Annotated in this window: 19 protein-coding genes; 3 read left to right on the top strand and 16 right to left on the bottom strand. The window is 69.3% G+C overall.

Features of this window, described 5'->3' with window-relative positions; all coding sequences use genetic code 11:
* Positions 1 to 97: 97 nt before the first annotated feature.
* The 12 genes from J2851_RS11945 to J2851_RS11890 are packed head-to-tail and all read right to left on the bottom strand — an operon-like array spanning position 98 to position 12,031.
* Positions 98 to 439, bottom strand: a complete 342-nt coding sequence (locus J2851_RS11945; RefSeq protein WP_209766497.1) for a cytochrome C oxidase subunit IV family protein — start codon at positions 437 to 439, stop codon at positions 98 to 100.
* Entirely contained in the window at positions 436 to 1,095 is a 660-nt protein-coding gene (locus tag J2851_RS11940) for a cytochrome c oxidase subunit 3 (RefSeq protein ID WP_209766496.1), read from the bottom strand. The genes J2851_RS11945 and J2851_RS11940 overlap by 4 nt, the downstream gene beginning before the upstream one ends.
* Complete coding sequence (locus J2851_RS11935; protein ID WP_209766495.1) at positions 1,088 to 2,734, bottom strand: cytochrome c oxidase subunit I; 1,647 nt, start codon at positions 2,732 to 2,734, stop codon at positions 1,088 to 1,090. Before J2851_RS11935 ends, J2851_RS11940 begins: the two co-directional genes overlap by 8 nt.
* Positions 2,731 to 3,678: a cytochrome c oxidase subunit II gene (coxB, locus tag J2851_RS11930; protein ID WP_209766494.1), complete on the bottom strand. Its 948-nt coding sequence runs from the start codon at positions 3,676 to 3,678 to the stop codon at positions 2,731 to 2,733. Before coxB ends, J2851_RS11935 begins: the two co-directional genes overlap by 4 nt.
* 6 nt (positions 3,679 to 3,684) lie before the next feature.
* Positions 3,685 to 4,479 carry an SCO family protein gene (locus J2851_RS11925; RefSeq protein WP_209766493.1) on the bottom strand — a complete coding sequence of 265 codons (795 nt, stop codon included), beginning with the start codon at positions 4,477 to 4,479 and terminating at the stop codon, positions 3,685 to 3,687.
* The gene (locus tag J2851_RS11920) at positions 4,476 to 4,919 is read right to left on the bottom strand and encodes a hypothetical protein (protein ID WP_209766492.1); all 444 of its coding nucleotides are present in this window, start codon (positions 4,917 to 4,919) and stop codon (positions 4,476 to 4,478) included. Before J2851_RS11920 ends, J2851_RS11925 begins: the two co-directional genes overlap by 4 nt.
* Complete coding sequence (locus J2851_RS11915; RefSeq protein WP_209766491.1) at positions 4,912 to 5,988, bottom strand: hypothetical protein; 1,077 nt, start codon at positions 5,986 to 5,988, stop codon at positions 4,912 to 4,914. Before J2851_RS11915 ends, J2851_RS11920 begins: the two co-directional genes overlap by 8 nt.
* The gene (locus tag J2851_RS11910) at positions 5,985 to 6,500 is read right to left on the bottom strand and encodes a c-type cytochrome (protein ID WP_209766490.1); all 516 of its coding nucleotides are present in this window, start codon (positions 6,498 to 6,500) and stop codon (positions 5,985 to 5,987) included. The genes J2851_RS11915 and J2851_RS11910 overlap by 4 nt, the downstream gene beginning before the upstream one ends.
* On the bottom strand, positions 6,497 to 7,018 hold the full coding sequence (locus J2851_RS11905) for a DUF3341 domain-containing protein (protein ID WP_209766489.1): 522 nt from the start codon (positions 7,016 to 7,018) through the stop codon (positions 6,497 to 6,499). Before J2851_RS11905 ends, J2851_RS11910 begins: the two co-directional genes overlap by 4 nt.
* On the bottom strand, positions 7,015 to 8,385 hold the full coding sequence (gene nrfD / locus J2851_RS11900) for an NrfD/PsrC family molybdoenzyme membrane anchor subunit (RefSeq protein ID WP_307419480.1): 1,371 nt from the start codon (positions 8,383 to 8,385) through the stop codon (positions 7,015 to 7,017). The genes J2851_RS11905 and nrfD overlap by 4 nt, the downstream gene beginning before the upstream one ends.
* 5 nt (positions 8,386 to 8,390) lie before the next feature.
* Positions 8,391 to 11,381, bottom strand: a complete 2,991-nt coding sequence (locus tag J2851_RS11895) for a TAT-variant-translocated molybdopterin oxidoreductase (protein ID WP_246500593.1) — start codon at positions 11,379 to 11,381, stop codon at positions 8,391 to 8,393.
* The gene (locus J2851_RS11890; protein WP_209766488.1) at positions 11,378 to 12,031 is read right to left on the bottom strand and encodes a cytochrome c3 family protein; all 654 of its coding nucleotides are present in this window, start codon (positions 12,029 to 12,031) and stop codon (positions 11,378 to 11,380) included. The genes J2851_RS11895 and J2851_RS11890 overlap by 4 nt, the downstream gene beginning before the upstream one ends.
* 161 nt (positions 12,032 to 12,192) lie before the next feature.
* On the opposite strand from J2851_RS11890, the gene J2851_RS11885 reads away from it, so the two are divergent.
* Entirely contained in the window at positions 12,193 to 12,546 is a 354-nt protein-coding gene (locus J2851_RS11885; RefSeq protein WP_209766487.1) for a hypothetical protein, read from the top strand.
* A 164-nt stretch (positions 12,547 to 12,710) separates the two neighbouring features.
* Here the strand turns inward: J2851_RS11885 and J2851_RS11880 are convergent, their stop codons facing one another.
* A complete protein-coding gene (locus J2851_RS11880) occupies positions 12,711 to 13,970 on the bottom strand; it encodes a M16 family metallopeptidase (RefSeq protein WP_209766486.1) in 1,260 nt (419 codons plus the stop codon).
* A 101-nt stretch (positions 13,971 to 14,071) separates the two neighbouring features.
* Complete coding sequence (locus J2851_RS11875) at positions 14,072 to 15,892, bottom strand: ABC transporter ATP-binding protein (RefSeq protein WP_209766485.1); 1,821 nt, start codon at positions 15,890 to 15,892, stop codon at positions 14,072 to 14,074.
* Between the two features lie 498 nt (positions 15,893 to 16,390).
* Here J2851_RS11875 and ispH point away from each other — a divergent pair, with 498 nt between their 5' ends.
* Together ispH and hpnH are read left to right on the top strand one after the other, a co-directional pair.
* Positions 16,391 to 17,365 carry a 4-hydroxy-3-methylbut-2-enyl diphosphate reductase gene (ispH, locus tag J2851_RS11870; RefSeq protein ID WP_209766484.1) on the top strand — a complete coding sequence of 325 codons (975 nt, stop codon included), beginning with the start codon at positions 16,391 to 16,393 and terminating at the stop codon, positions 17,363 to 17,365.
* A gap of 4 nt (positions 17,366 to 17,369) precedes the next feature.
* On the top strand, positions 17,370 to 18,515 hold the full coding sequence (gene hpnH / locus J2851_RS11865) for an adenosyl-hopene transferase HpnH (protein WP_209766483.1): 1,146 nt from the start codon (positions 17,370 to 17,372) through the stop codon (positions 18,513 to 18,515).
* Here hpnH and J2851_RS11860 read toward each other — a convergent pair.
* Together J2851_RS11860 and shc are read right to left on the bottom strand one after the other, a co-directional pair.
* Complete coding sequence (locus J2851_RS11860) at positions 18,438 to 19,094, bottom strand: phosphorylase family protein (RefSeq protein ID WP_209766482.1); 657 nt, start codon at positions 19,092 to 19,094, stop codon at positions 18,438 to 18,440. The genes hpnH and J2851_RS11860 overlap by 78 nt on opposite strands.
* 187 nt (positions 19,095 to 19,281) lie before the next feature.
* Positions 19,282 to 21,213: a squalene--hopene cyclase gene (gene shc, locus J2851_RS11855; RefSeq protein ID WP_209766481.1), complete on the bottom strand. Its 1,932-nt coding sequence runs from the start codon at positions 21,211 to 21,213 to the stop codon at positions 19,282 to 19,284.
* Positions 21,214 to 21,343 lie beyond the last annotated feature (130 nt).

Here is a 21,343-nt window from a genome sequence, read left to right as displayed (position 1 = left end):
CGGATTGCATGGCTGAAGCTTCTAAAGTCGATGCAGAACGGTACGATGATGGATTTGTGAAGTTTTCAAGATCCTTCGTGCACACACGGTTGCACGGTCAGCGACTCCCCTCGCGCCCCGTGGGCAGGGAAAAGTTGCCGGTCGCGGCGTCGTTGCGGGCCAGGTAATCGGTCGCAGCCAGCGAGAACAGGATGGCCAGCCAGAACAGGCCGGCACCCGCGGCGACGCGGGCCAGCACCGGCCCGCGGAACAGCTTCATGAACAGCGTGACGACCAGCCCGGCCTTGACCGCGGCGATCGCCAGCGCCACGACGATGCCCATCCGCCCCAACGGCACGTAAGCCAAGCCGAGCGTGAGCGCGACCAGCCCGAGCAAGGCGAGCCACGTCAGAACCAGCGCCCGCGGCGGCCGTCCTAACCCGGCGTCCGCCCCCCTCATGGCCCGCTCCTCCCCGCGAGGTAAATCAGCGGGTAGAGGAAAATCCACACCAGATCCACGAAGTGCCAGTACAGCCCGGTGACCTCCACCGGGGTGAAATAGCGGGCCGAGAATCCGCCGCGCCAAGCCCGCACCGCCATCAGCGCGACGAGGCCGATCCCGATGGTCACGTGCACACCGTGCACGCCCGTCAGCATGAAGTAGAGATAGTAGAACATCGCCGCGACGTGGGCGTTGGGGCCGTCCTTGTGGAAGTTCAGGCCGGGGACCACGCCCTCCTGCCACTCCTTGTAATATTCCAGCCCCTTCAGCCCGAGGAACAGCAGGCCGAGCAGCGCCGTGGCGGCGAGCAGCAGGGCGGTCGCGCGCCGCCTGTCGTGCTCCGCCGCATGAACAGCCCAGGCCATGGTGAAGCTGCTGGTCAGGAGCACCACCGTGTTGATGGTGCCGATGACGACGTGAGTCTCGCGCGCCGCCTCGGCGAAGCCCTCGGGGAAGGTGGCGCGGAGGTAGGTGTAGGCGAACAGCATGCCGCCGAAGAACAGCACCTCCGTCGCCAGGAAGACCCACATGCCCAGGGCCGCCGTCTCCGCCTGCTGCCGGGCGGTGGCGTATTGCGGTTCCAGATGGACCTGATCGAGCGGCGCCTCAGACATCCTGCGGCTCCGGGTCGGGGCGGTACTGGTAGGGCGGGCGGGTGACGGTCGGCGTGACGTCGAAGTTGTGCGGCGGCGGCGGGGACGGCGTGCGCCACTCTAGCCCGGTCGCCGCCCAGGGGTTCGGCCCCGCCTTCTTCCCCCGCCACAGCGACCAGCCGAGATAGAACAGCGGCAGCGCGTAGCCGACCGCCAGGATCGACGCGCCGGCCGACGACAGCACGTTCCAGATCTGGAACTCCGGCGGGTAGCTGGCGTAGCGCCGCTGCATGCCGAGATAGCCCAGGATGAACTGCGGGAAGAAGGTCAGGTTGAAGCCGAAGAAGATCAGGATGGCGGCGATGCGCGCCCACCATTCCGGGTACAGGCGCCCGGTGATCTTCGGCCACCAGTAATGCAGCCCGCCGAAATAGGCGCTGACCATGCCGCCGACCATGATGTAGTGGAAATGCGCCACCACGAAGTAGGTGTCGGTGGCGTGCACGTCGAAGGCGAGGTTGGCGACGAACAGCCCGGTCAGACCCCCGATCGTGAACAGCCCGATGAAGCCCAGCGCGTAGAGCATCGGCGCGTCGAAGCTGATCCAGCCCTTGTGCAGCGTGGCCGTCCAGTTGAACACCTTGATCGCCGACGGCACCGCGATGATGTAGCTGAGCAGCGAGAAGACCAGCCCGGCGTAGAGCGAGATGCCCGCCACGAACATGTGGTGCGCCCAGACGAAGAAGCCGATGCCGGCGATGGCGATGCTGGACCACACCACGAACTTGTAGCCGAACAGCGGCTTGCGGGCGAAGCAGGGCACGATCTCGCTGATCACGCCGAAGCCCGGCAGGATCATGATGTAGACCGCCGGGTGGCTGTAGAACCAGAACAGGTGCTGGAACAGCAGCGGGTCGCCGCCGAGCGCGGGGTCGAAGATGCCGACCTTCAGCAGCCGCTCCACCGCCACCAGCGCCAGCGTGATCGCCAGGATCGGCGTCGCCAGCACCAGGATCAGCGCGGTGGCGTAGTTCGACCAGCAGAAGACCGGCAGCCGGTACCAGGTCAGCCCCGGCGCCCGCAGCCGGTGAATGCTGACGATGAAGTTCAGCCCCGTGAGGATGGAGGAGAACCCCGACACGAACACCGCGGCCAGCGCCAGCACGACGTAGCCGTTGGAATACATGGTCGAAAAGGGCGTGTAGAAGGTCCAGCCCGTGTCCACCCCGCCGGCGAAGATGGCGACCAGCCCCAGAACGCCGGCGATCACGAACAGGTACCAGCTCAGCAGGTTCAGGCGCGGGAAGGCCAGGTCCTTGGCCCCGATCATCAGCGGGATCAGGAAGTTGCCCATCGTCGTCGGGATGGACGGAATCAGGAAGAACCACACCATGACGATGCCGTGCATGGTGAACAGCCGGTTGTAGGTGTCCGGCTGGAACAGCCCCGGTGGAGTCACGAGGTTGAAGCGGATCAGCGTCGCCGCCGCCCCGCCCACGAAGAAGAACAGCGTGATGGAAATGGTGTAGAGGATGGCGATCCGCTTGTGGTCCTTGGTCAGCAGCCAGGAGCGCAGCGTGAATCCCTCCGCCGTCAAATAGCTGGCCTGGGCGCCGCGGGTTGGCTGCTCCGCCTTGCCCGTGAAGGTCGCGGTGGTCATCGGGCAGGCCTTTCCTTGGTTCCCAACGATTTTATGTAGGCGACGATCTTCAGCAGCTCATCCTCCCCGATCTGGCCGGCGAAGGACGGCATGATGGGCGGATAGCCCGCCGCCACCTGCGCCCTGGGCATCAGGATGGAATCGCGGATGTAGCGGTCGTCGGCCATCGCCGTCTCGCCGCTCGCCAGCGGCACCGGCCGGCCGAACAGGCCTTCCAGCGGTGGCGCGTGCACGGTGCTCGCGGCGCCATGGCAGCCGCTGCACCCGAACTGGCGGAACAGCGCCGCACCTTCCTGCGCCAGCGATTCCGTGCTGCCTTGCTCGTCAAGCCAGCGCTGGAAATCCCCCGGCTCCATCACCGTGACGGTGCCGCCCATGCGCGCGTGGTCGGTGCCGCAGAACTCCGCGCAGAACAGGCGGTAGTCCCCGACCTCGGTCGGGGTGAACCACAGCGTCTCGTACCGGCCGGGCACGGCGTCCTGGCGGATGCGGAAGGCGGGGATGGCGAAGTCGTGGATCACATCCTCCGACGACAGGACCAGCCGCACCGGGCGCCCGACCGGGACGTGCAGGGCGTCGATCTCCTTCTGGCCGCCGGGATGCTCCACCTTCCACATCCACTGCTTGCCGACGACGTGGATGTCCGTGGCATCAAGCGGCGGGCGGTGCAGCTCGATGTAGAGGTTGGCGCCCCAGGCGTAGAGCCCCATGAACAGCACGAAGGTCGCCGCCGTCCAGGCGACCTCCACCCTCCAGGTCTTTTTCATGCGGTCGCCACGGTCGGCCCCGCTGCCCTTCCGGTAGCGGACGCAGAAGACGATCATCAGCCCGAAGACCAGAAGCAGGATGAAGACGCTGGTCGCGATCAGCCCGGCGAAGAGCCAGTTCATCTCCCCGGCGTAGGCCGAGGCGGTGGCGGGCAGGAACGAGACTTTTCCCTCCATGGCCGGTCACGCCCTCCCCGACGGGCGCGCCGCGCGCGCGATCACGAGACCGAGTCCCGCGATCGATAGAACTCCGACGCCCTTCAACAGGTACGCGACGGTCAGGCTGTATTTCCCCGCCGCCGGGTCGTAGGCGTAGCAGAGCAGCAGCAGATGGTCGGCAACCGACGCCACGGTCCCCGTCGACGCCTCCACGATCCCCAGCCGCAGGTCCATGGGGTCGTAGCCGATGCCGAGGATGTAGCGCGACACCACCCCGCCCGGCGCCAACAGCACCAGCCCCGCCGGATGGGCGAACTGCCCGATGGCCGGGTCGGGCCGGTAGGAGAAGCCCACGGCGTCGGCAAGGCGGCGCACCGGCGCTTCCTCCCCCGTCATGAACCGCACGGCCCCGGCAAAGGCCGGGTCGCGGTCGAAGTGCCTGGCCTTCAGCGCCGCCGCGTCGGCGGGCGTCTCTGCCGGGTCGATGCTGACGGCCAGCACGCCATAGTCGCGGCCCGGCGTCAGTGGCACCTTGGCGAGCGCCGCAGCCAGATCGCCCAGCACCACCCCGCACAGCGTCGTGCAGCGGAAATAATCGAACACCAGCACCAGCGGCTTGGCATCGGCGAACAGGTCGCCGGTCCGCACCGCCCGCCCCTGCTCGTCCGTCAGGGTCACGTCCCTGGGCAGTTGCGCGCCGGGATGCTGCGCGAAGGCCAGATCGGCGAAGGCAGTCGGCGGCAGCGTGGAGGCGGCCGCCTGGGCCACCCCCGCCAGCAGCGTTGCAAAAACAGCGAACATCGCAAGGAGCGCGGTCATGGTTTCGCCCCCGGCCAATCGGGAATGCCGCGCTCGGCAAGGCGCCTCATCGCTTCGTCGATGGGCTCGCGGGCGATCCCCCGGTCACGGTCCACCCAGCCGTAGCTGTGAAGCTTTCGTTCCGCCTCCGCCCGGTAGGCCCGCATGTCCATGACGGGGGAGGTCTGGAGCCGCGGCTCCGGCATCGGCGCGGCGAGTTGCTTCGGCTGGTCCTGCACCGCGTGCGGGAAGATCAGCCTCAGCGCCACGACGACCACGACGATCAGCGAGACGGCGATCCCGGCGAGGCACCCGATCAGCCACAACGGCGCATCCCGCGTTTCGACCCGCGTGTCGGCGTTGCGAGGCTCCTCGTCCTGGGGCCGCAACCGGCGGCGGCGCGTCATCCGGTTCGACAAGCCGAACAGAAGCGCTCCCGCCACGCGCGCCATGTCATCCATGACGCGCCTCCCCCAACAGTCCGGCAGCGTCCGCTGCCTCCACGGCGCTTTGCCGCCGGGCCACCTCCAACCGCCCCAGGAACAGCGCGGCCCAAAACCCGCCGATGGCCAGCGTCGCCGCCGGGGCGAACCACGTCCAGCCGCCCGGCGTGCCCGGCAGCACGAGCCACCAGCACTCCAGCAGATGCGACGCCAGCAGCAGGGCGCAGACGGTGCCGAGCCCAACCCGGCTGCGCTTCACCGGCCACCAGATCAGCGCGAAAAACGGAAGAGCCCCCTGCCCCAGCGCCCCCAGCACCGCCACCCAGCCCCACCCGCCGGCCAACCGCGCCACGTACCAGGTGATTTCCTTTGGCAGGTCCTCCTCCCAGATGATCAGGAACTGCATGAAGGACAGGTAGAACCACAGCAGGAGCCCGGCGATCAGCAGGCTGCCGAGGTCCATCCGCTCCCCCTCCCCCGCCGGCCCGGCAACGACCGCGACCAAGGTCGCCAACGCGAGCGCGGCCAGCAAATGTCCGCTGATGACCATCATGCCGTAAATGCTGGATCCCCAATCGGGCTCCAGCGACATGGTCCAGTCGAAGGCCGCCAGCGTCGCCGTCAGCGCCAGCAGGATCAGCCCCGTTACCGCGACCGGTGCCGGCACCGCCGCCGCCCGCCACGCCGCGACCAGCGACAGCAGACTCCACAGCCCAACGAAGACCAGCGCTCGCCCGACGAAGAAGGGTGCGTTCAGGTAGAACAGGTTCTTGAGATTGGCCGCCTCCTCCGGCCGCGCCCAGGGATAGAGCTGCGGCAGGGCGAACAGGATCGGCAGCAGGCAAACCGCCAGCAGCGGCATCGTCGCGGCGGTGGCCCGCAGGGGCTCCCGCGCCGCGCGGCCCCAGCGCCCGCCCGTCAGGTCGTGGGCCAGCAGCAGCATCAGCGCGCCGAGCGGCAGCCCGATCCAGAAGGCGAAGGCCGCGAGCCAGCCTCGCAGCACCGCGCCGGGATCGAACACCAGCCCGACCGCGCACAGGACCAAACCCGTGGCGCCCACAAGGAGCGATGCCGCCCGCCCGCTCATTTCAGCCCCCGCCGGACCTCGTCCGGAAGCGACGCCGCGGCGACCCGCTGGCTGTCCTGAAGCGCGCGGATATAGGCGGCGATGGCCCAGCGGTCATCGGACGCCACGCGGTCGGCGTAGCTGTACATGGCGCCGTAGCCCCGGGTGACGACGTCGTAGAAATGCTGCGTCGGCGCCTGCCTCAGCCGGTCGATGTGGAAGGATGGCGGCGCCGGGAAGCCGCGTTGCACGATCATCCCGTCGCCCTCGCCCAGATAGCCGTGGCAGGGTGTGCAATAGATCGCGAACCGCTCCTGCCCGCGCGCCAGCAGCGCGGGCGTGAGGGGTGGCGCCGGCCGGGCCACGTCCTCCCGCGCGATGGCCTCGGCGGGCGGCACCGGCGGCCAGACCTTCCGGTCGGGCAGCGCGTTCGCCGGCCGCCAGGTCTTGTCGCGCGGCTGGCTCGCCATGTTGTCGCACGCCCCAAGCGCCAGGAGCGCCAGGGCCGCCACAGCCAGGATCCTCGCGGTCATTCCGGCACCTCCTCGATCCGGACGCCGTCGAAGCGGGCGAGGACACGCTCCAGCCGCTCCCGGTCGATGCTCGCCTCGCGCAGGTCCACTCCGATCAGGAAGCGGTCCTGCGTGGCGCGCTCCATCCCCGGAACCTCGAACACTGGGTCGTAAAGGCGCGGCAGACGGCACAGCGCGAAGAAGGCCAGCGTCCCGACCAGCAGCATCGCCAGGGCCGCCAGTTCGAACGTGGAGGTGCTGAAGGCCGGCCAACTGTTCAGCGGACGCCCGCCGATGTTCAGCGGGTAATGGACCGCCATCCCAATGTATTGCAGCAGGAAACCACCAACCGCCCCCGCGACACCGGCCGCGATGATGACCAGCGGCAGCGCACGGCTGCGCCGGCCCAGCAGTTCATCCACCCCTTCCACCGCCTGTGGACTGTAGACCTCCAGCCGGGCGAAGCCGGCCTCGCGCAGCCGGCGCAGCGCGTCGAGCATCCGGTCGGGGCTGTCGAAGACGACGAGGACTCGGCTCATCCCGGCCCCCGTTTCTTGTGCAGCAGCTCCCGCATCTCGAACATCGAGACCATGGGGATGACGCGCAGCAGCAGGAAGAATCCCGTCAGGAACAACCCCACCGAACCGGCCAGCGTCGCCCAGTCCCAGACGGTCGGGTGGAAGGGAAACCAGCTCGATTCGCTGTAGTTGCGGTGCAGGCTGGAAGCGACGATGACGTAGCGTTCGATCCACATGCCGACCACCACGCCGGCCGCGATCACGAACAGCAGCGGCCGGTTCAGCCGCACGGCGCGAAACCACAGCAGCTGCGGCACCACGCTGTTCAGGACGATCTTGGCCCAGTACCAGGGGGCATAGGTGCCGGTGAAGTTCGCCAGCACCACCGTGATCTCGTGCCGTTCCCCCCGGTAAAAGGGCATGAAGACCTCCAGCAGGTAGCAGTAGGTCAGCAGCAGGCTTGCGGTCAGCAGAAGCCGCGCCAGCACGTCCACATGGCGCAGCGTGATGACGCCGGAAAGCTCCAGCGCGCGCCGCAGCGGGATGACCAGCATCAGCACGACCGCGAAGCCGGACAGCGCCGCGCCGAAGACGAAATAGGGCGGGAACTGCGTCTCGTGCCAGCCCGGCGTCAGGCCGCCGGCGAAGTCCAGCCCGACGACGCTGTGGATGGACACGACCAGCGGCGCCATCAGCGCCGCCAGGACCAGATAAAGAGTCTTGAACTCCCGCCAGTGCCGGGACGAGCCCTGCCAGCCCAGCGCCAGGATGCCGTACAGCACGCGCTGCCAGCGCCGCGTCGCCCGGTCGCGCAGCGTCGCCAGATCGGGGATCAGCCCGACGTACCAGAAGACCAGCGACCCGATCACATAGACCAGGATGGCGACGAAGTCCCAATGCAGCGGGCTGCGGAACTGCGGCCACAGCGCCATGGTGTTGGGGTACGGGAACAGCCAGTAGAAATACCACCAGCGTCCCAGGTGGATGATCGGCATGATCCCGGCGCAGGCGACGCAGAAGACCGTCATGGACTCCGCGATGCGGCTGGTGGCGCTGCGCCATTCCGACCGGGTCAGGAAGAACAGGGCGGAGATCAGCGTCCCGCCGCTCGCCATGCCGACCCACCAGACGTAGTTGGCAATCGCAAAGCCCCAGGCGACCGGCCAGTCGATCCCCCAGATGCCCACCCCCCGGATGAACAGCCAGCCGATCGCCACGACGAACAGCCCCAGCAACCCCGCCGACATTCCGAAGCCGACCCACCACCAGAGCGGCGTCGGCGCCTCCAGCACGAGGTCGCTGACATGGGCGGTGACGCCCATCGGCGTCACGCCCGGCTCCACGACTCGTTTGGTGTCGTCCTGCGTCCGTTCGGCGGCGATCGTCACGGCTCTCACGCCTCCTGGATGTCGGGGTTCGGGTTGCGCAGCCGGGCCTGGTAGGTGGTGCGCGGGCGCGTGCCCAGTTCCTCCAGCACTCCGTAGTCGAGCGGGCTGCCCCTACGGCGCGACACCACGCTGTCCGGGTCCTTGGCGTCGCCGAAGACGATGGCCTCCGCCGGGCAGGCTTGCTGGCAGGCGGTCTTCACCTCCCCATCGCGGATCGGCCGCCCCTCCCGGTCGGCGGCTATGCGGGCCTCGCGAATGCGCTGGATGCAGTAGGTGCACTTCTCCATCACCCCGCGCGCCCGCACCGACACGTCGGGGTTCCAGGACATCGCCAGCCGCGGGTCGTCCTCGGCGTAGTTGAAGTAGTTGAAGCGCCGGACCTTGTACGGGCAGTTGTTGGAGCAGAAGCGCGTGCCGACGCAGCGGTTGTAGACCATCACGTTCAGCCCGTCGGTGTCGTGCACCGTCGCCCCGACCGGGCAGACCACCTCGCAAGGCGCCTTCTCGCAATGCATGCAGGTCATGGGCTGGAACAGCGTCTCGTTCGGCGCCTCCGCCCCGCCCTCGTACCAGGTGTCGACGCGGATCCAGTGCATCTGCCGGTTCCGCAGCACCTCCTCCTTGCCGACGATGGCGATGTTGTTCTCCGCCTGGCAGGCGGCGGTGCAGGCGTTGCAGCCGATGCAGGCGTTGAGGTTGATCGCCATGGCCCAGGCGTTGCGCGGATACTCCCAGGCCGGGTAGAGCGACTGATCCGACACCGGCCGCTGCGCGAAGCGCGGGTTCTCCCGGAACTCGTCCAGCGTCCCGGCGCGCACGAGGTCCGGAGATTCGATCATCTGGTGGTGCTGCGTGGCGGCGAGCGGGTACGTCCCGCCGGTCTTGCTAAGCCGCACCGCCGCCTGCCAAAGCCCATCCCCGCGGCGCAACCGGTAGGCGTCGAAGCCCACCCCCTTGCCGATCCGGCCCGCCACCGTCCGCCCGAAGCCGAAAGGGATCGTAACGCAGTCCGCGGCGTGCCCCGGCAACACCCACACCGGCGCCCGCACCGTCTCCCCGGCCACGGTCAGTGCGACTACGTCGCCGTTCTTCACGTCCAGCCGCTCCGCCGTCGCTGGGGCCAGCAGGGCGGCGTTGTCCCAGGTCAGGGTCGTGAAGGGCCGCGGCAGTTCCTGGAGCCAGCCGTTGTTGGCGTGCCGCCCGTCGCCCAGCCACGGATCGGGCCGGAACAGCGCGGTCAGCGCGTCGCCGCGCGGCGCTTCCGCCGGTGTCGGCAGGCCGGCCACGAGGTCGCCGGACACCGCCACGGTCACCGGTGGCGCCGCGCTGTCCGCCACGACGCCGGCCCGGACGGACTCGATCCAGAACGCCTCGGCGTCCGCCTCCCCGCGCTCCCGCGCCGCCCGCAACCAATGGTCCCGGACGATGCCGTAGCCGTTCGGCCGCGGCTCCCCGCCCAGCACCGCCAGCAACTCGTGAGGGGACCAACCGGCCCAGAGCGGCTGCAACTGCGGCTGGATGATCGTCACCGTGCCGTCGAAGGCGCGCGCGTCGCTCCACCGCTCGAAGACGTGCGCTTCCGGCACGTGCCAGCCGCACAGCATGGCGGTTTCGTCCACATGGGTGCCCAGATGCACCGACAGCGGCACCCGCCCCAGCGCCTCCGCGAAGCCCAGGTCGGCCGGCGCGGTGAAGGCCGGGTTGGCGTCCAGGACCAGCAGCGTGTCCACCACCCCGCCGCGCATGTCCCGCACCAGGGCCGCCAGCGAATCCGCATGGTCCACCGGGTCGACCTCCACCGGATCAATGTACTCGACGGTCCGCCCCGGCGCGCCGAGCGCGTCGTTGATGACGTGGACCAACGCCTGCACGGCCGGCGGCTGGGCCGGGCCAGCATGGACCAGCGCCGCCCCGAGATGCGCGCCCAGGTCGCGGGCAACCGCGGCGACCCAGCCCGGCCCCTGCCCTTTCCAGTCTGCTTTCCAGTCTGGCGGCCCGGCGCCGAGTTCGGCCGCCAGCGCGCGCACCGCCCGCTCGATCTCCTCCGGCCGCGCGACGAAGCGGTGGTCGGCACGCCCGCCGGCCAGGGTCGGCATGCTCTCGACGGCATAGAGCCGGCTCATCGCCTCCGGCCGCCCCTCTTCCGGCGCGCGCCGCCGCCGGGCGAAGTCGCGGGCGTAGCGCAGGTGGCCGGGTGCCGCGTCCAGAAAGTCGCTCTCGATGGCAAGGATCACATCCGCCCGGTCCACATGCAGGACGGTGTCGACCGGCCGCCCGAAGGCGAGCGCCGCACCGGCCCGGACGTTGTCCCGCCCGTCCGCCTCCCACCGATGCCAGCGCATCTCCGGAAAGCGCCGCCGCAACGCTTCCATCTGCGCCGCCAGCGTCGGGGAGGTGACGGCACCGCTGAGGATGCGCAGCCCCCGCCCGTGCTTGGCCGCCAGGGCGTCCGCGCGCGCGGTGAGCGCCGTTACGAAAGCATCCGCCCCGGCGATCCGCCCCGCCTTCAGCACGGTCTGCGACCGGTCCGGGTCGTAGAGGTCGAGGATGCTCGCCTGGATGACGGGGTCGAGCGCGCCGAGGCTCGCGGAATGCTCCGGGTTGCCCTCCACCCGCACCGGCCGGCCCATCTGGTGGACGACCAGCACGCCGTCGGCGTAGCCGCCGCGCGTGACCGCCGTCGCGTAGTTCCGCGCCACGCCGGGAATCACGCCCGGCGGCAGCGCGACGTAGGGGATCGCCACGTCCGGCACGGTGGCCGGCCCGCAGGCGGCAAGGCCGCCCAGCGCGAAGGACGCCCCCATCAGTTCAATCAGGCGCCGTCGGCCGAGCTTGGCCTCCGTCAGCGACGGCAGCCCGGGGAATTCCCGCTGGAGCAGGGCCATCACCTCCGGATCGCGCGACAGCTCACCCAGGCTGCGCCACAGGGAGCGCCCGCGCTTGCCCACAAGCCGGCGGGCGATCGACGCGCGGTCGTTGATCGCTTTCTCGCTCATCGATGGCACACCGAGCAGTCGGACAGGGTTTCCGGGTGGATGTGGTACTGGGCGAGAAGCTGCTGGCCCGACGGCGTGTCGGCCGTGCGCTTCCAGTCCGGGTTGAAGACCTCCTCGCGCGGGCGCAGGTTCGGAGCGGGGTCGCGGTGGCAGTCCAGGCACCAGCTCATGCGCAAGCTCGCCCCCTTCCAAGTCAGCGGCATGGAGTCGATCGGCCCGTGGCAGGTGGTGCAGCCCACCCCCTTGGCGACGTGGATGCTGTGATTGAAGAAGACGTAGTCCGGCAGGGCGTTGATCCGGTTCCAGCGGATCGGCTGCCCTTCGGCGAGGCTTTGGCGCACCGGCTCCAGCACCTTGGCGTTGGTCCAGATCTGCGAATGGCAGGTCATGCAGACGTGCGTCGGCGGCAGGCCGGCGTTGGCGGACACCTCCACCGACGTGTGGCAGTAGCGGCAGTCCAGCCCCAGGCCGCCGACGTGGTGCTCGTGGCTGAAGGGAACCGGCTGTTCCTGAACAATGCCCTGTTCCGTGGCGTATCCCGTCATCGGGACCAGCCAGCCGGCGCCCACCAGCACCACCAGCCCGGCGACGGCGGTGCACAGGACCAGCTTTGTCACAAGGTTGGCGGTTGGACCGAAGACGGCCGGCATGCTCCCTTCCCGACCCCGCTGACGGCGTGAATGCGACGGCGTGAATGCAAGAGCCTCAACGCACGGGAGGAAAGGTCGTGCCGAAGTTTTTCAAAGCCCCGATGGGGCAATCACTTACGTCGGATGCCGCGATGGAGCGCCGGGACCCGGAACGCCCCGCCATGCGTTTTCCCCGCATGACGACACGCCCCATCCGCGCCGCCCTGGCAGCCGGGCTGCTGTTGCTCGCCGCCGGCTGCGAGTCCTATGACCCCGGCAATCCGCTGATCGGGCGCTGGACCCTGACCGCGCCCATCGGCCTCGGCATGGCGCTGGGGACCTACGAGTTCCGCCGCTCCAGCATGCGCGGCCTGGGCATCGACACGCCGGTGCAGTATTCGGTGTCCGGCAACGAGGTCACCGTGATCCCGGAAAGCTTCGGCCCGACGCTGGAAATCGAAATGATCGATGCCAGCTCCGCCCGCCTGAAGGACCCGCTGACCGGCGGCCTGATGACGCTGCGGCGGGTGAGGTAATCACTAATTAAAGAAGCCCCTCTCCCTTGATGGGAGAGGGGTTGGGGTGAGGGTGAAACGCCGGCGGATATTGGCGTTAGAACTGTGATTATTCCGCCCTGCCGGGCGTAACCACCCCTCATCCCAACCCTTCTCCCACAAGGGGAGAAGGGCTTTGCCGCGCCTCACGCCGCCTTCAGCATGCCCTGCATGTCGTCGAAGGACGGCAGCTTGTCGAGCACGCCGACGGCCGACACGGCCATCGGGCCGGCGAAGCTGCGGGCGGCTTCCTTGACGACGTCCTCCACCGTGACCGCGTCGATCCTCTCGAAGATCTGCTCGATGGTCCGGATCTCCCCGGTGCGCAGCAGGGTGCGGGCGAAGCGGTCGGCGCGGCGCATGGTCGATTCCAGCGACTTGCCGACGGAGAAACGCATCTGCTCCTTCGACCGCTCCAGCTCCACCGCGGTGACGCCGTCCTGAACCTTGCGCAGTTCCTCGTAGAAGACGGGGACCAGCTCTGCCACCTCCTCCACGCCCGTGCCGGCGTAGAAGCCCAGCGCGCCGCCGTCCGCGTACTGGATCGGCGTGGCGTAGACGGAATAGACCAGCCCGCGCTTCTCCCGAATCTCCTGGAACAGGCGGGAGGTCATGCCGCCGCCCAGGATGTTGGCGAGGTGGCGCAACGCGTAGCTCGACTTGTCCTCCGACCCGACGCCGGGGAAGGCGGCCATGAAATGCACCTGCTCCGCGTCGCGCGGCAGCAGGGCGGCGCCGCCCTTGTTGGCGACCGCCTCATGGAAGGGCGTGTCCTTCGGCGTCAGGTGGCCGAACAGCGCCTCCGCCCGGCGCACCACCGTGTCGTGGTCGACGTTGCCGGAGACGACGTAGACCATGCGCCGCGGGTCGTAGTGGGCGACGTAGTCCAGCAGATGCTCCCGCCCGAAGCCGGCGACGTTCTCGCGCGGGCCGAGGATCGGGCGGCCGAGCGCCTGCCCCTCGAAGGCGGTGCGGCGCAGCGCCTCATAGACCACGTCCTCCGGCTCGTCGGCGTAGCGGCCGATCTCCTGGATGACGACGCCGCGCTCCTTCTCCACCTCCTCCTGCGGGAAGACGGAGTTCAGCACGATGTCGCCGATGATGTCGCAGGAGACGTCCACGTGCTTGGCCGCCATCTGCGTGTAGTAGGCGGTGACGTCGTAGTCGGTGTAGGCGTTGAACTCTCCGCCGCGGTTCTCGATCTCCAGCGCGATGGCCAGCGCGTCGCGGCTCTCCGTGCCCTTGAAGATCATGTGCTCCAGGAAGTGCGCGATGCCGTTCACCTCCGGGCGCTCGTTGCGCGCGCCCACCCCGACCCAGACGCCGCTGGTGATCGTGCCGAGATGGGGCAGATGGTCGGTCAGAACGCGGAAGCCGTTGCCGAGGGTGGTCAACTGGATCGTCACAAAGGCTCTCCTGATTGGCGCGGGCCTGATTGGCGCGGATATCGTTCGAAAGCAAAACGTGGGATGCCGGGCCCGCATGAACAACGCCCCAATCCATGCCGTCAAGCCGATGCGGCGCCGGCCGGGCGCTGATCCACCTGTTTTCCGTCCCGCTCCGCGGTCGCCTGCTCCCACAGTTGGCGGAAACGCGGCTGGCGGCGGATCAGGTCGGGCAACGGCCCGCTGTCCAGAATCCGGCCGTCCATCATGAAGACCACCGTCCCGAAGCGCGGCAGCAAATGCAGCCGGTGGATGGAGGAGATGATGCAGGAGTCCGGAAACTCCCGCATCAGATTGCCGTAGACCTGCGCCTCCGTCGCCGGGTCGAGGCTGCTCGTCGGCTCGTCCAGCATGATGATGGAACTTGACCGGGCGGCGAGGATGCCGCGCGCGAGCGCCAGCCGCTGCTTCTGCCCGCCGGACAGGTTGCCGCCGCGCTCCACGATGCGCGTCTCCAACCCCTGTGGCATGGCCTCCACAATGGGCGTCAGCCGGGCGAGGTCGCAGGCGCGGCGGACCTCCTCGTCGCTGTGCTCCACCCCCATGGTGACGTTGTGGTGCACGGTGTTCTCGAAAATCTCCGGGTCCTGCGGGATCAGCGTGGCGGCGGAGCGCAGATCCACCAGCTCCGGATGGTGCGTGCCGTCGATGCAGAAGCGCACCGCCCCGGCCTCGTACAGCCCGCTCAGCACCCGCATGAGGGAGCTTTTGCCCGACCCGCTCTCCCCCACCAGCGCGATGCGGTCGCCGCGGCGCAGGGTGATGGACAGGTCGTCCAGCGTCGGGGCGGCGCTGCGCCGGTTCGGGTGGTGGAAGCGCAGGCCCTCCACGTCGATTTCCCGCCAGCCATCCGGCACATGGCCGCCGAAGCCGCGCCGCTCCGGCGCTCCGAAGATTTCGTCGGCGCCGGACAGGTCCGTGGCGCTGCGCACCACGTCCTGCCACTGCGTCGCGAAGGAGCCGACGACGTCGCCGATCTGCTCGGAATACTGGTACACCATGACCGCGGTGCCGACCATGACCACCCCGGCCGACCGCCATTCCAGCCAGGCGTAGAGCGCGACCAGCCCGACGCGCAGGATCTGCCCGAACAGCTCGATGGTCAGCCACTTGGCCTCGTTGACCACGATGTTGCGGCGCAAGGGGGCGAAGACCGCGCGCAGGCGCCCCATCATGGCGCTGCGCGTCGCCTCCTCCAGCCGCAGGGTCAGCACGGTGCCGACGTTGCCCAGGCTGTCCACCATCTCCGCTGTGTAGCGCCGCTCCGCCACGTTCTCGTCGTCGATCAGCTTCGCCATGGTGCGGTCGAGCCGCAGGACCACGGCGCCCAGCAGCGCGTAGGCGGCGACCGCGACCGCCCCGACCGGGGGCGAGATGGCGAACACCGCCACCAGCGGGCCGAACAGCCCGACCGCGTTGCGCAGGTAGGTCCACTGGTTCTGCGCGAAGCCGAACAGGGCGAGGTTCGCCTTGCCGACACGCTGGATGGTCTCCCCGGAATGGTGCGTCTCGTGCCAGCCCATGGGCAGGCGCATCAGCTTGGCGTAGACGGCGTCGGAGAAGCGCTCGCGGATCTTCAGGGCGGTGAAGCGCTCCACCACGCGGCCCGGCCCGTGCAGCAGCCAGCCGGCCACCCCCGCCGCCAGCATCAGCAGCAGCGCCAGCCCGGCCGCGCGGATGTCCTGGGCGCGGGTGTCCTGCAAGGCGTTGACCGCCTGCCCGAAGAAATAGGGCACCGCCAGCCGCGCCAGCTGCGCCCCGACCAGCAGCGCCACGAACAGCACGACAAGGTGCCGGCTGCCTTCCGCGAAGCGCCACAGGGCGGCGTAGAGGCGGAACAGCCCATGGCGGGGGCCGGGAGAGGGTCCGGGGAGTGGTTGCACTGGGCCCCCACCCAACCCTCCCCCACCTTCGGCGGGGGAGGGCTTTGAGGGTTGGGTGGCGGCAGTCCCCTCCCCCGTCGAAGATGGGGGAGGGTTAGGGTGGGGGCCCGGTGCGGGGGCGCTCTCGTTCTCAGACCTCATTACAACATCACTCTTGCGGCACGCTCGATCGGCTGAAAACGCAACAGCCTCGCGGCCGGATCAACGCAGGACGGACGAAGCGGCCGTACGTACACCTCGTACGTCTTGCCAATGCGCTCCAGCTGACGGTTATACGAGGCGTACGCCCAGTGCGCCCCAAGCGCCCCGCCCATGACCGCGGGCGTGCACGCCCGTCCCACACACGCCCCGCGCGAAGCCCTTGCGACGGCGTATTGCCTTGCAGGACCTCCGAAAATGGGGGGTTCCAGTTTCCGGCAAGTAGCATACAGTAATCTACCTGTGGGTCGCCCCGCCTCACACCAAATTGGCGTGCGACGTCATTTCCGGGACACGCGCATGAAGGTGATCCTTGCCCAACCTCGCGGCTTCTGCGCCGGAGTGCAACGCGCCGTGGACATTGTGGAACGTGCCTTGGCCCTTTTCGGCCCACCGATTTATGTTCGGCACGAAATCGTCCATAACGCACATGTGGTCGGCCGGCTTCGCGCCAAAGGCGTACACTTCGTCGACGACCTGTCGGACGTCCCGACCGGCAGCGTGACCATCTTCAGCGCGCACGGCGTCTCCTCGGCCGTGGAGCGCGACGCCAAGGACCTCGGCCTGCGCGTCATCGACGCGACCTGCCCGCTTGTCAACCGGGTCCATCTTGAAGCGATCCGCTACGCCCGCGCCGGGCACGAGGTGGTGCTGATCGGCCACGCCGGCCACGCGGAGGTGGAAGGCACCCTTGGCCGCCTGGAAGGCGGGCGGGCGCATCTGGTGTCGGGGGTGGAGGATGTGGCGACGCTGTCCGTGTCGGACCCGGAGAAGGTCGCCTACGTCACCCAGACGACGCTGAGCGTGGACGACACCCGCGCCATCATCGACGCGCTGACGGCGCGCTTCCCGGCCATCAAGGGCCCGGACACCAAGGACATCTGCTACGCCACCCAGAACCGCCAGCGCGCCGTGCGCGACCTTGCGGCCCAGGTGGACGTGCTGCTGGTGGTGGGCTCGGCCAACAGCTCCAACTCCAACCGGCTGTGGGAGATCGCCCAGGCGGCCGGGACGAAGGCCTACCGCATCGACGACGCCGACGGGATGGACCCGGCTTGGCTGGAAGGGGCCTCCGCCGTCGGCATCACGGCCGGCGCGTCGGCGCCCGACGACCTCGTCCAGGGGCTGGTGGACCGCATCGGGTCGCTTTTCAAGATAAACCTTTCGATCCTTGACGGCGTCGAGGAAGACGTGCATTTCCGGTTGCCGCCCGAAGTGGCGCACGGCGGATCCTCCGCCGAACAGACAGACACCCCGGCACCGGTGGGAGCTTGAACGAATGTCGGTCCCTTTGATCCAGGCGGCACTGGTCGGCGCCTATGTCGTGCGCCAGCGCCTGAGCGGCAACCGGCGGTTTCCGCTGGTGCTGATGATGGAACCGTTGTTCCGCTGCAATCTTGCCTGCGCCGGCTGCGGCAAGATCGACTATCCCGAGCCCATCCTGCGCAAGCGCCTCTCCGTCGAAGAGGCCCTGCAGTCCGTGGACGAGTGCGGCGCCCCGGTGGTGTCCATCGCCGGCGGCGAGCCGCTGCTGCACCCGGAGATCGACAAGATCACCGAGGGCATCATCGCGCGGCGCAAGTTCGTCTACCTCTGCACCAACGCCCTGCTGCTGGAAAAGCGGCTCGACCGCTTCAAGCCCAGCCCCTTCTTCACCTGGTCGGTCCACCTGGACGGCAGCCGGGAGGAGCATGACCACGCGGTCTGCCAGGACGGCGTGTACGACCGCGCCGTCGCGGCGATCCGCAAGGCGAAGGAGCGCGGCTTCCGCGTCAACATCAACACCACGCTGTTCGACGGCGCCGACCCGGACCGCGTCGCCGCCTTCTTCGACGAGGTGATGGCGATCGGCGTCGATGCCATGACCGTTTCGCCCGGCTACGCCTACGAGCGCGCGCCGGACCAGGCGCATTTCCTGAACCGCCGCAAGACGAAGGAGCTGTTCCGCGCCGTCTTCCAGCGCGGCAAGGGGAAGAAGTGGCGCTTCTCGCAGTCCTCCCTGTTCCTCGACTTCCTGGCCGGGAACCAGACCTACCGCTGCTCGCCCTGGGGCAACCCGACGCGCAACGTCTTCGGCTGGCAGCGCCCCTGCTACCTGCTGGGCGAGGGCTACGCCCCGTCCTTCAAGGCGCTGATGGAGGAGACGGACTGGGACGCCTACGGCACCGGCAATTACGAGAAGTGCGCCGACTGCATGGTGCACAGCGGCTATGAGCCGACCGCCGTGGAAGACACCATCAGCAACCCGTTGAAGGCCCTGGTCACCAGCCTGCGCGGCCCGCGGACCACAGGGCCGATGGCGCCGGAGATCAATCTCGACCGCCAGCGCCCGGCGCAGGACGTCTTCTCACGCCACGTCGCCGACGCTTTGGAGCGGATCGAGGCCGAGGAACCCCCGCGGAAACGCGCGGGCAGCCGCGTTTAAGGCGGACATGGCCCGGGCGAGGTCAAGCCCGAGCCGGCACAGCCCGATGAGTTGCCCGGGGTCGCGCAGCACCTGCGCCAGAACCGCCCCGGGCGCCATCTTCCCATCACCATCCAGCCCCGTCAGGGCCGCCGGAGGCAGCGCGCGCCCGGCGGGGTCCGCCACCGCGCGCAGGACGGCGAAGGGCCGCCCCCGCTCCCGGCAGGCGCGGGCCACGGCGTAGCTTTCCAGATCGACCGCCAGGGCGCCTGTGCGGGCGTACAGGTCGGCCTTGTCCTCGATGGTGACCGCGGGCCGCGAAGCGCCCGCGATCGCGCCCGCGCGCGCCTGCGGGAGGGCGTTCAGCAGCGCCCGGCGCCAAGCGGCGCTTGCCAGGATGGTCATGTCGTCGCCGGCGACCGCCGTCGCCACCACCAGCGTTCCCGGCGGGGCCAGCGGGGCGAGCCCCCCGGCGATGCCGAAGCTGATCAGCCCCGCCGCCCCCTCGTCCAGAAGCCGCTGCGCCACCGCATAGGGGTCCGCTCCCGAACAGGCGACGGGAAGCCCGGTGCGGCGGGCGATCCGCGCTTCGGTGGTCATGCCGGTGAGGATGGCGGGGGTCAGCGTGTGTCTCCGGCGTGGGTGGGGTGTGCAAAGTTCCCGCGTTGGGCCCCCCTCCCGGCCTCCCCCCATCTTCGACGGGGGGAGGAGTCAGTTCCCTCCCCCGCGAAGTGGGGGAGGGTTAGGGTGGGGGCCCAACTCCCGCACTCTCACACCCTATCGGGCCTCACCCCTTCAGCGACCGGTACCGGGCGAGCGCCCACAGGGGGAAGCTGGCGGCGTAGCCATGGTACTTCAGATAGAACACGCGCGGGAAGCCCACGGCGGTGAAGGGCTCCTCGGTCCACAGGCCGTCGGAGTTGCGGTTCCCGATCAGGAACTCGATGCCGCGCTCGACCGCCGGGTCGTCGACGCGCCCGGCCGCCATCAGCCCCAGAAGCGCCCAGGCGGTCTGCGAGGCCGTGGAGACCGGCCCCTCGCCGTGCGGCTGTCCGGGCCAGTAGGAGGCGCCGTCCTCGCCCCAGCCGCCGTCGGCGCGCTGGTGGGCGAGCAGCCAGTTGGCGGCGCGCGCCATTTCCGGCGCGGAGCGGGAATAGCCGGCGGCGCTCAACGCCTCCAGCACCGACCAGCTGCCGTAGATGTAGTTGGTGCCCCAGCGCCCGAACCAGGAGCCGTCCTTCTCCTGCTCGCGCTCCAGGAAGGTCAGGCCACGGCGGGTCGGCACGGTGTCGCGCCCCTCGCCCAGCCGGGTCAGCATCCACACGCAGCGCGCCGTGACGTCGGAGGTCGGCGGATCGAGCAGAGCGCCGTGGTCGGCGAAGGGGATGTGGTTCAGGAACTCGTGCTGGTTGTCGACGTCGAAGGCGCCCCAGCCGCCGTTGCGGCTCTGCATCCCGACGATCCAGTTGCGGGCGCGGCGGATCGGCTCCGCGTAGCGGACCGCGTCCAGCCGCTGCATCGCGATGACGACCATCGCGGTGTCGTCGGTGTCCGGGTAATGGGCGTTGTTGTACTGGAAGGCCCAGCCGCCGGGTTCCAGCCCCGGGCGCTTCCAGATCCAGTCGCCCTCGACGTCCAGGATCTGCCGGTCGACCAGCCAGTCGGCCCCGCGCCGCGCCGCGTCGATGGCGGCCGGGCCGCCGGCCTCCAGCAGGGCGTTGCAGATGATCGCGGTGTCCCACACCGGCGACAGGCAGGGCTGGGCGTAGGTGCGGCCGGGCTTGCGCACCAGCAGCTTCTTCAGGGACTCGCGCGCCGTGACCGCCGCGGGGTGATCGGGGGAATAGCCCAGGCAATGGTACATCAGCGTGGCGTTGACCATCGCCGGGAAGATGGCGCCCAGCCCGTCCTCACCGTTCAGCCGCTCCGTCACGAAGGCGACGGCGCGCTCGATCGCCTGCCGGCGCGCCTTGGCGGGAAAGCGCGACTGGACCGCGTGCAGGGCCGTGTCCATGGCGCGGAAGAAGGTGCCCCAGGCGCTGCGCGACAGGTTGCTGTTCCAATCGCGCACCTGCTCCGGCGGGACCAGGAACAGCTCGCGGATGGTCACGCCCCGCGGGTTGCGGGCGCGCAGCCGGTGCGCCATCACCACCAGCAGCGGCACGACCACCGTGCGCGACCAGTAGGAAATCCGCCCGATGTGGAAGGGCGACCAGTCCGGCAGGTTCATGATCTCCACCGGCATGGCCGGCACGGCCCGCCAGGGCACCTCGCCGAACTGCGCCAGCAGGATGCGGGTGAAGACGTTGACGCGGGCGGCCCCGCCCTGCGCCAGGATGGCCTCCCGCGCGCGGACCATGTGCGGTGCGTCAAGAGAATCGCCCGCCGCCTTCAGGGCGAAATAGGCCTTGACGGTGCAGCTGATGTCCATGGCGCCGCCCTGGAACAGCGGCCAGCCGCCGTCCCGTCCCTGCCCGGCGCGCAGGAAGGCGGCGATCTCCGCTTCGAGATCGGGATCGATCTCGTCCAGGATGTGCATCAGCAGCAGGTATTCGGAGGGGATGGTCGCGTCGGCTTCCAGCTCGAAGACCCAATGGCCGTCGGGGTTCTGCAGGCCGATCAGGGCGTCCGTGGCGTCCGCCACCGCGTCATCGACAGTCCGGGCGGACGGCCCCGATGGCCGAACCCGCAAGGTTATGCTTGCGTTGTCGTTGAACATCCAAGTTCCCGGTTTGCGAAAGCACCGAGGTACCGTGGTGCCGCGCGTCGCGTGAAGGTTGGAAGTAACATACCGTTGCGTACGCGCGCCAATCAACCATACGTGTGGCTGAATTGCACTAATCGAAGAC

Origin of the sequence: Azospirillum rugosum (assembly GCF_017876155.1) — a bacterium.
GTDB classification, from domain to species: Bacteria; Pseudomonadota; Alphaproteobacteria; order Azospirillales; family Azospirillaceae; genus Azospirillum; species Azospirillum rugosum.
Note: the sequence above shows the minus strand (reverse complement) of the source record. Positions and strands in the feature narration are given on the sequence as shown.

Bases quoted from the DNA above. Each gene is read 5' to 3' on its own strand.
- J2851_RS11945 (WP_209766497.1), bottom strand. From the start codon at position 439: ATGAGGGGGGCGGACGCCGGGTTAGGACGGCCGCCGCGGGCGCTGGTT.
- J2851_RS11940 (WP_209766496.1), bottom strand. From the start codon at position 1,095: ATGTCTGAGGCGCCGCTCGATCAGGTCCATCTGGAACCGCAATACGCC.
- J2851_RS11935 (WP_209766495.1), bottom strand. From the start codon at position 2,734: ATGACCACCGCGACCTTCACGGGCAAGGCGGAGCAGCCAACCCGCGGC.
- coxB (WP_209766494.1), bottom strand. From the start codon at position 3,678: ATGGAGGGAAAAGTCTCGTTCCTGCCCGCCACCGCCTCGGCCTACGCC.
- J2851_RS11925 (WP_209766493.1), bottom strand. From the start codon at position 4,479: ATGACCGCGCTCCTTGCGATGTTCGCTGTTTTTGCAACGCTGCTGGCG.
- J2851_RS11920 (WP_209766492.1), bottom strand. From the start codon at position 4,919: ATGGATGACATGGCGCGCGTGGCGGGAGCGCTTCTGTTCGGCTTGTCG.
- J2851_RS11915 (WP_209766491.1), bottom strand. From the start codon at position 5,988: ATGAGCGGGCGGGCGGCATCGCTCCTTGTGGGCGCCACGGGTTTGGTC.
- J2851_RS11910 (WP_209766490.1), bottom strand. From the start codon at position 6,500: ATGACCGCGAGGATCCTGGCTGTGGCGGCCCTGGCGCTCCTGGCGCTT.
- J2851_RS11905 (WP_209766489.1), bottom strand. From the start codon at position 7,018: ATGAGCCGAGTCCTCGTCGTCTTCGACAGCCCCGACCGGATGCTCGAC.
- J2851_RS11895 (WP_246500593.1), bottom strand. From the start codon at position 11,381: ATGAGCGAGAAAGCGATCAACGACCGCGCGTCGATCGCCCGCCGGCTT.
- J2851_RS11890 (WP_209766488.1), bottom strand. From the start codon at position 12,031: ATGCCGGCCGTCTTCGGTCCAACCGCCAACCTTGTGACAAAGCTGGTC.
- J2851_RS11885 (WP_209766487.1), top strand. From the start codon at position 12,193: ATGCGTTTTCCCCGCATGACGACACGCCCCATCCGCGCCGCCCTGGCA.
- ispH (WP_209766484.1), top strand. From the start codon at position 16,391: ATGAAGGTGATCCTTGCCCAACCTCGCGGCTTCTGCGCCGGAGTGCAA.
- hpnH (WP_209766483.1), top strand. From the start codon at position 17,370: ATGTCGGTCCCTTTGATCCAGGCGGCACTGGTCGGCGCCTATGTCGTG.
- J2851_RS11860 (WP_209766482.1), bottom strand. From the start codon at position 19,094: ATGACCACCGAAGCGCGGATCGCCCGCCGCACCGGGCTTCCCGTCGCC.
- shc (WP_209766481.1), bottom strand. From the start codon at position 21,213: ATGTTCAACGACAACGCAAGCATAACCTTGCGGGTTCGGCCATCGGGG.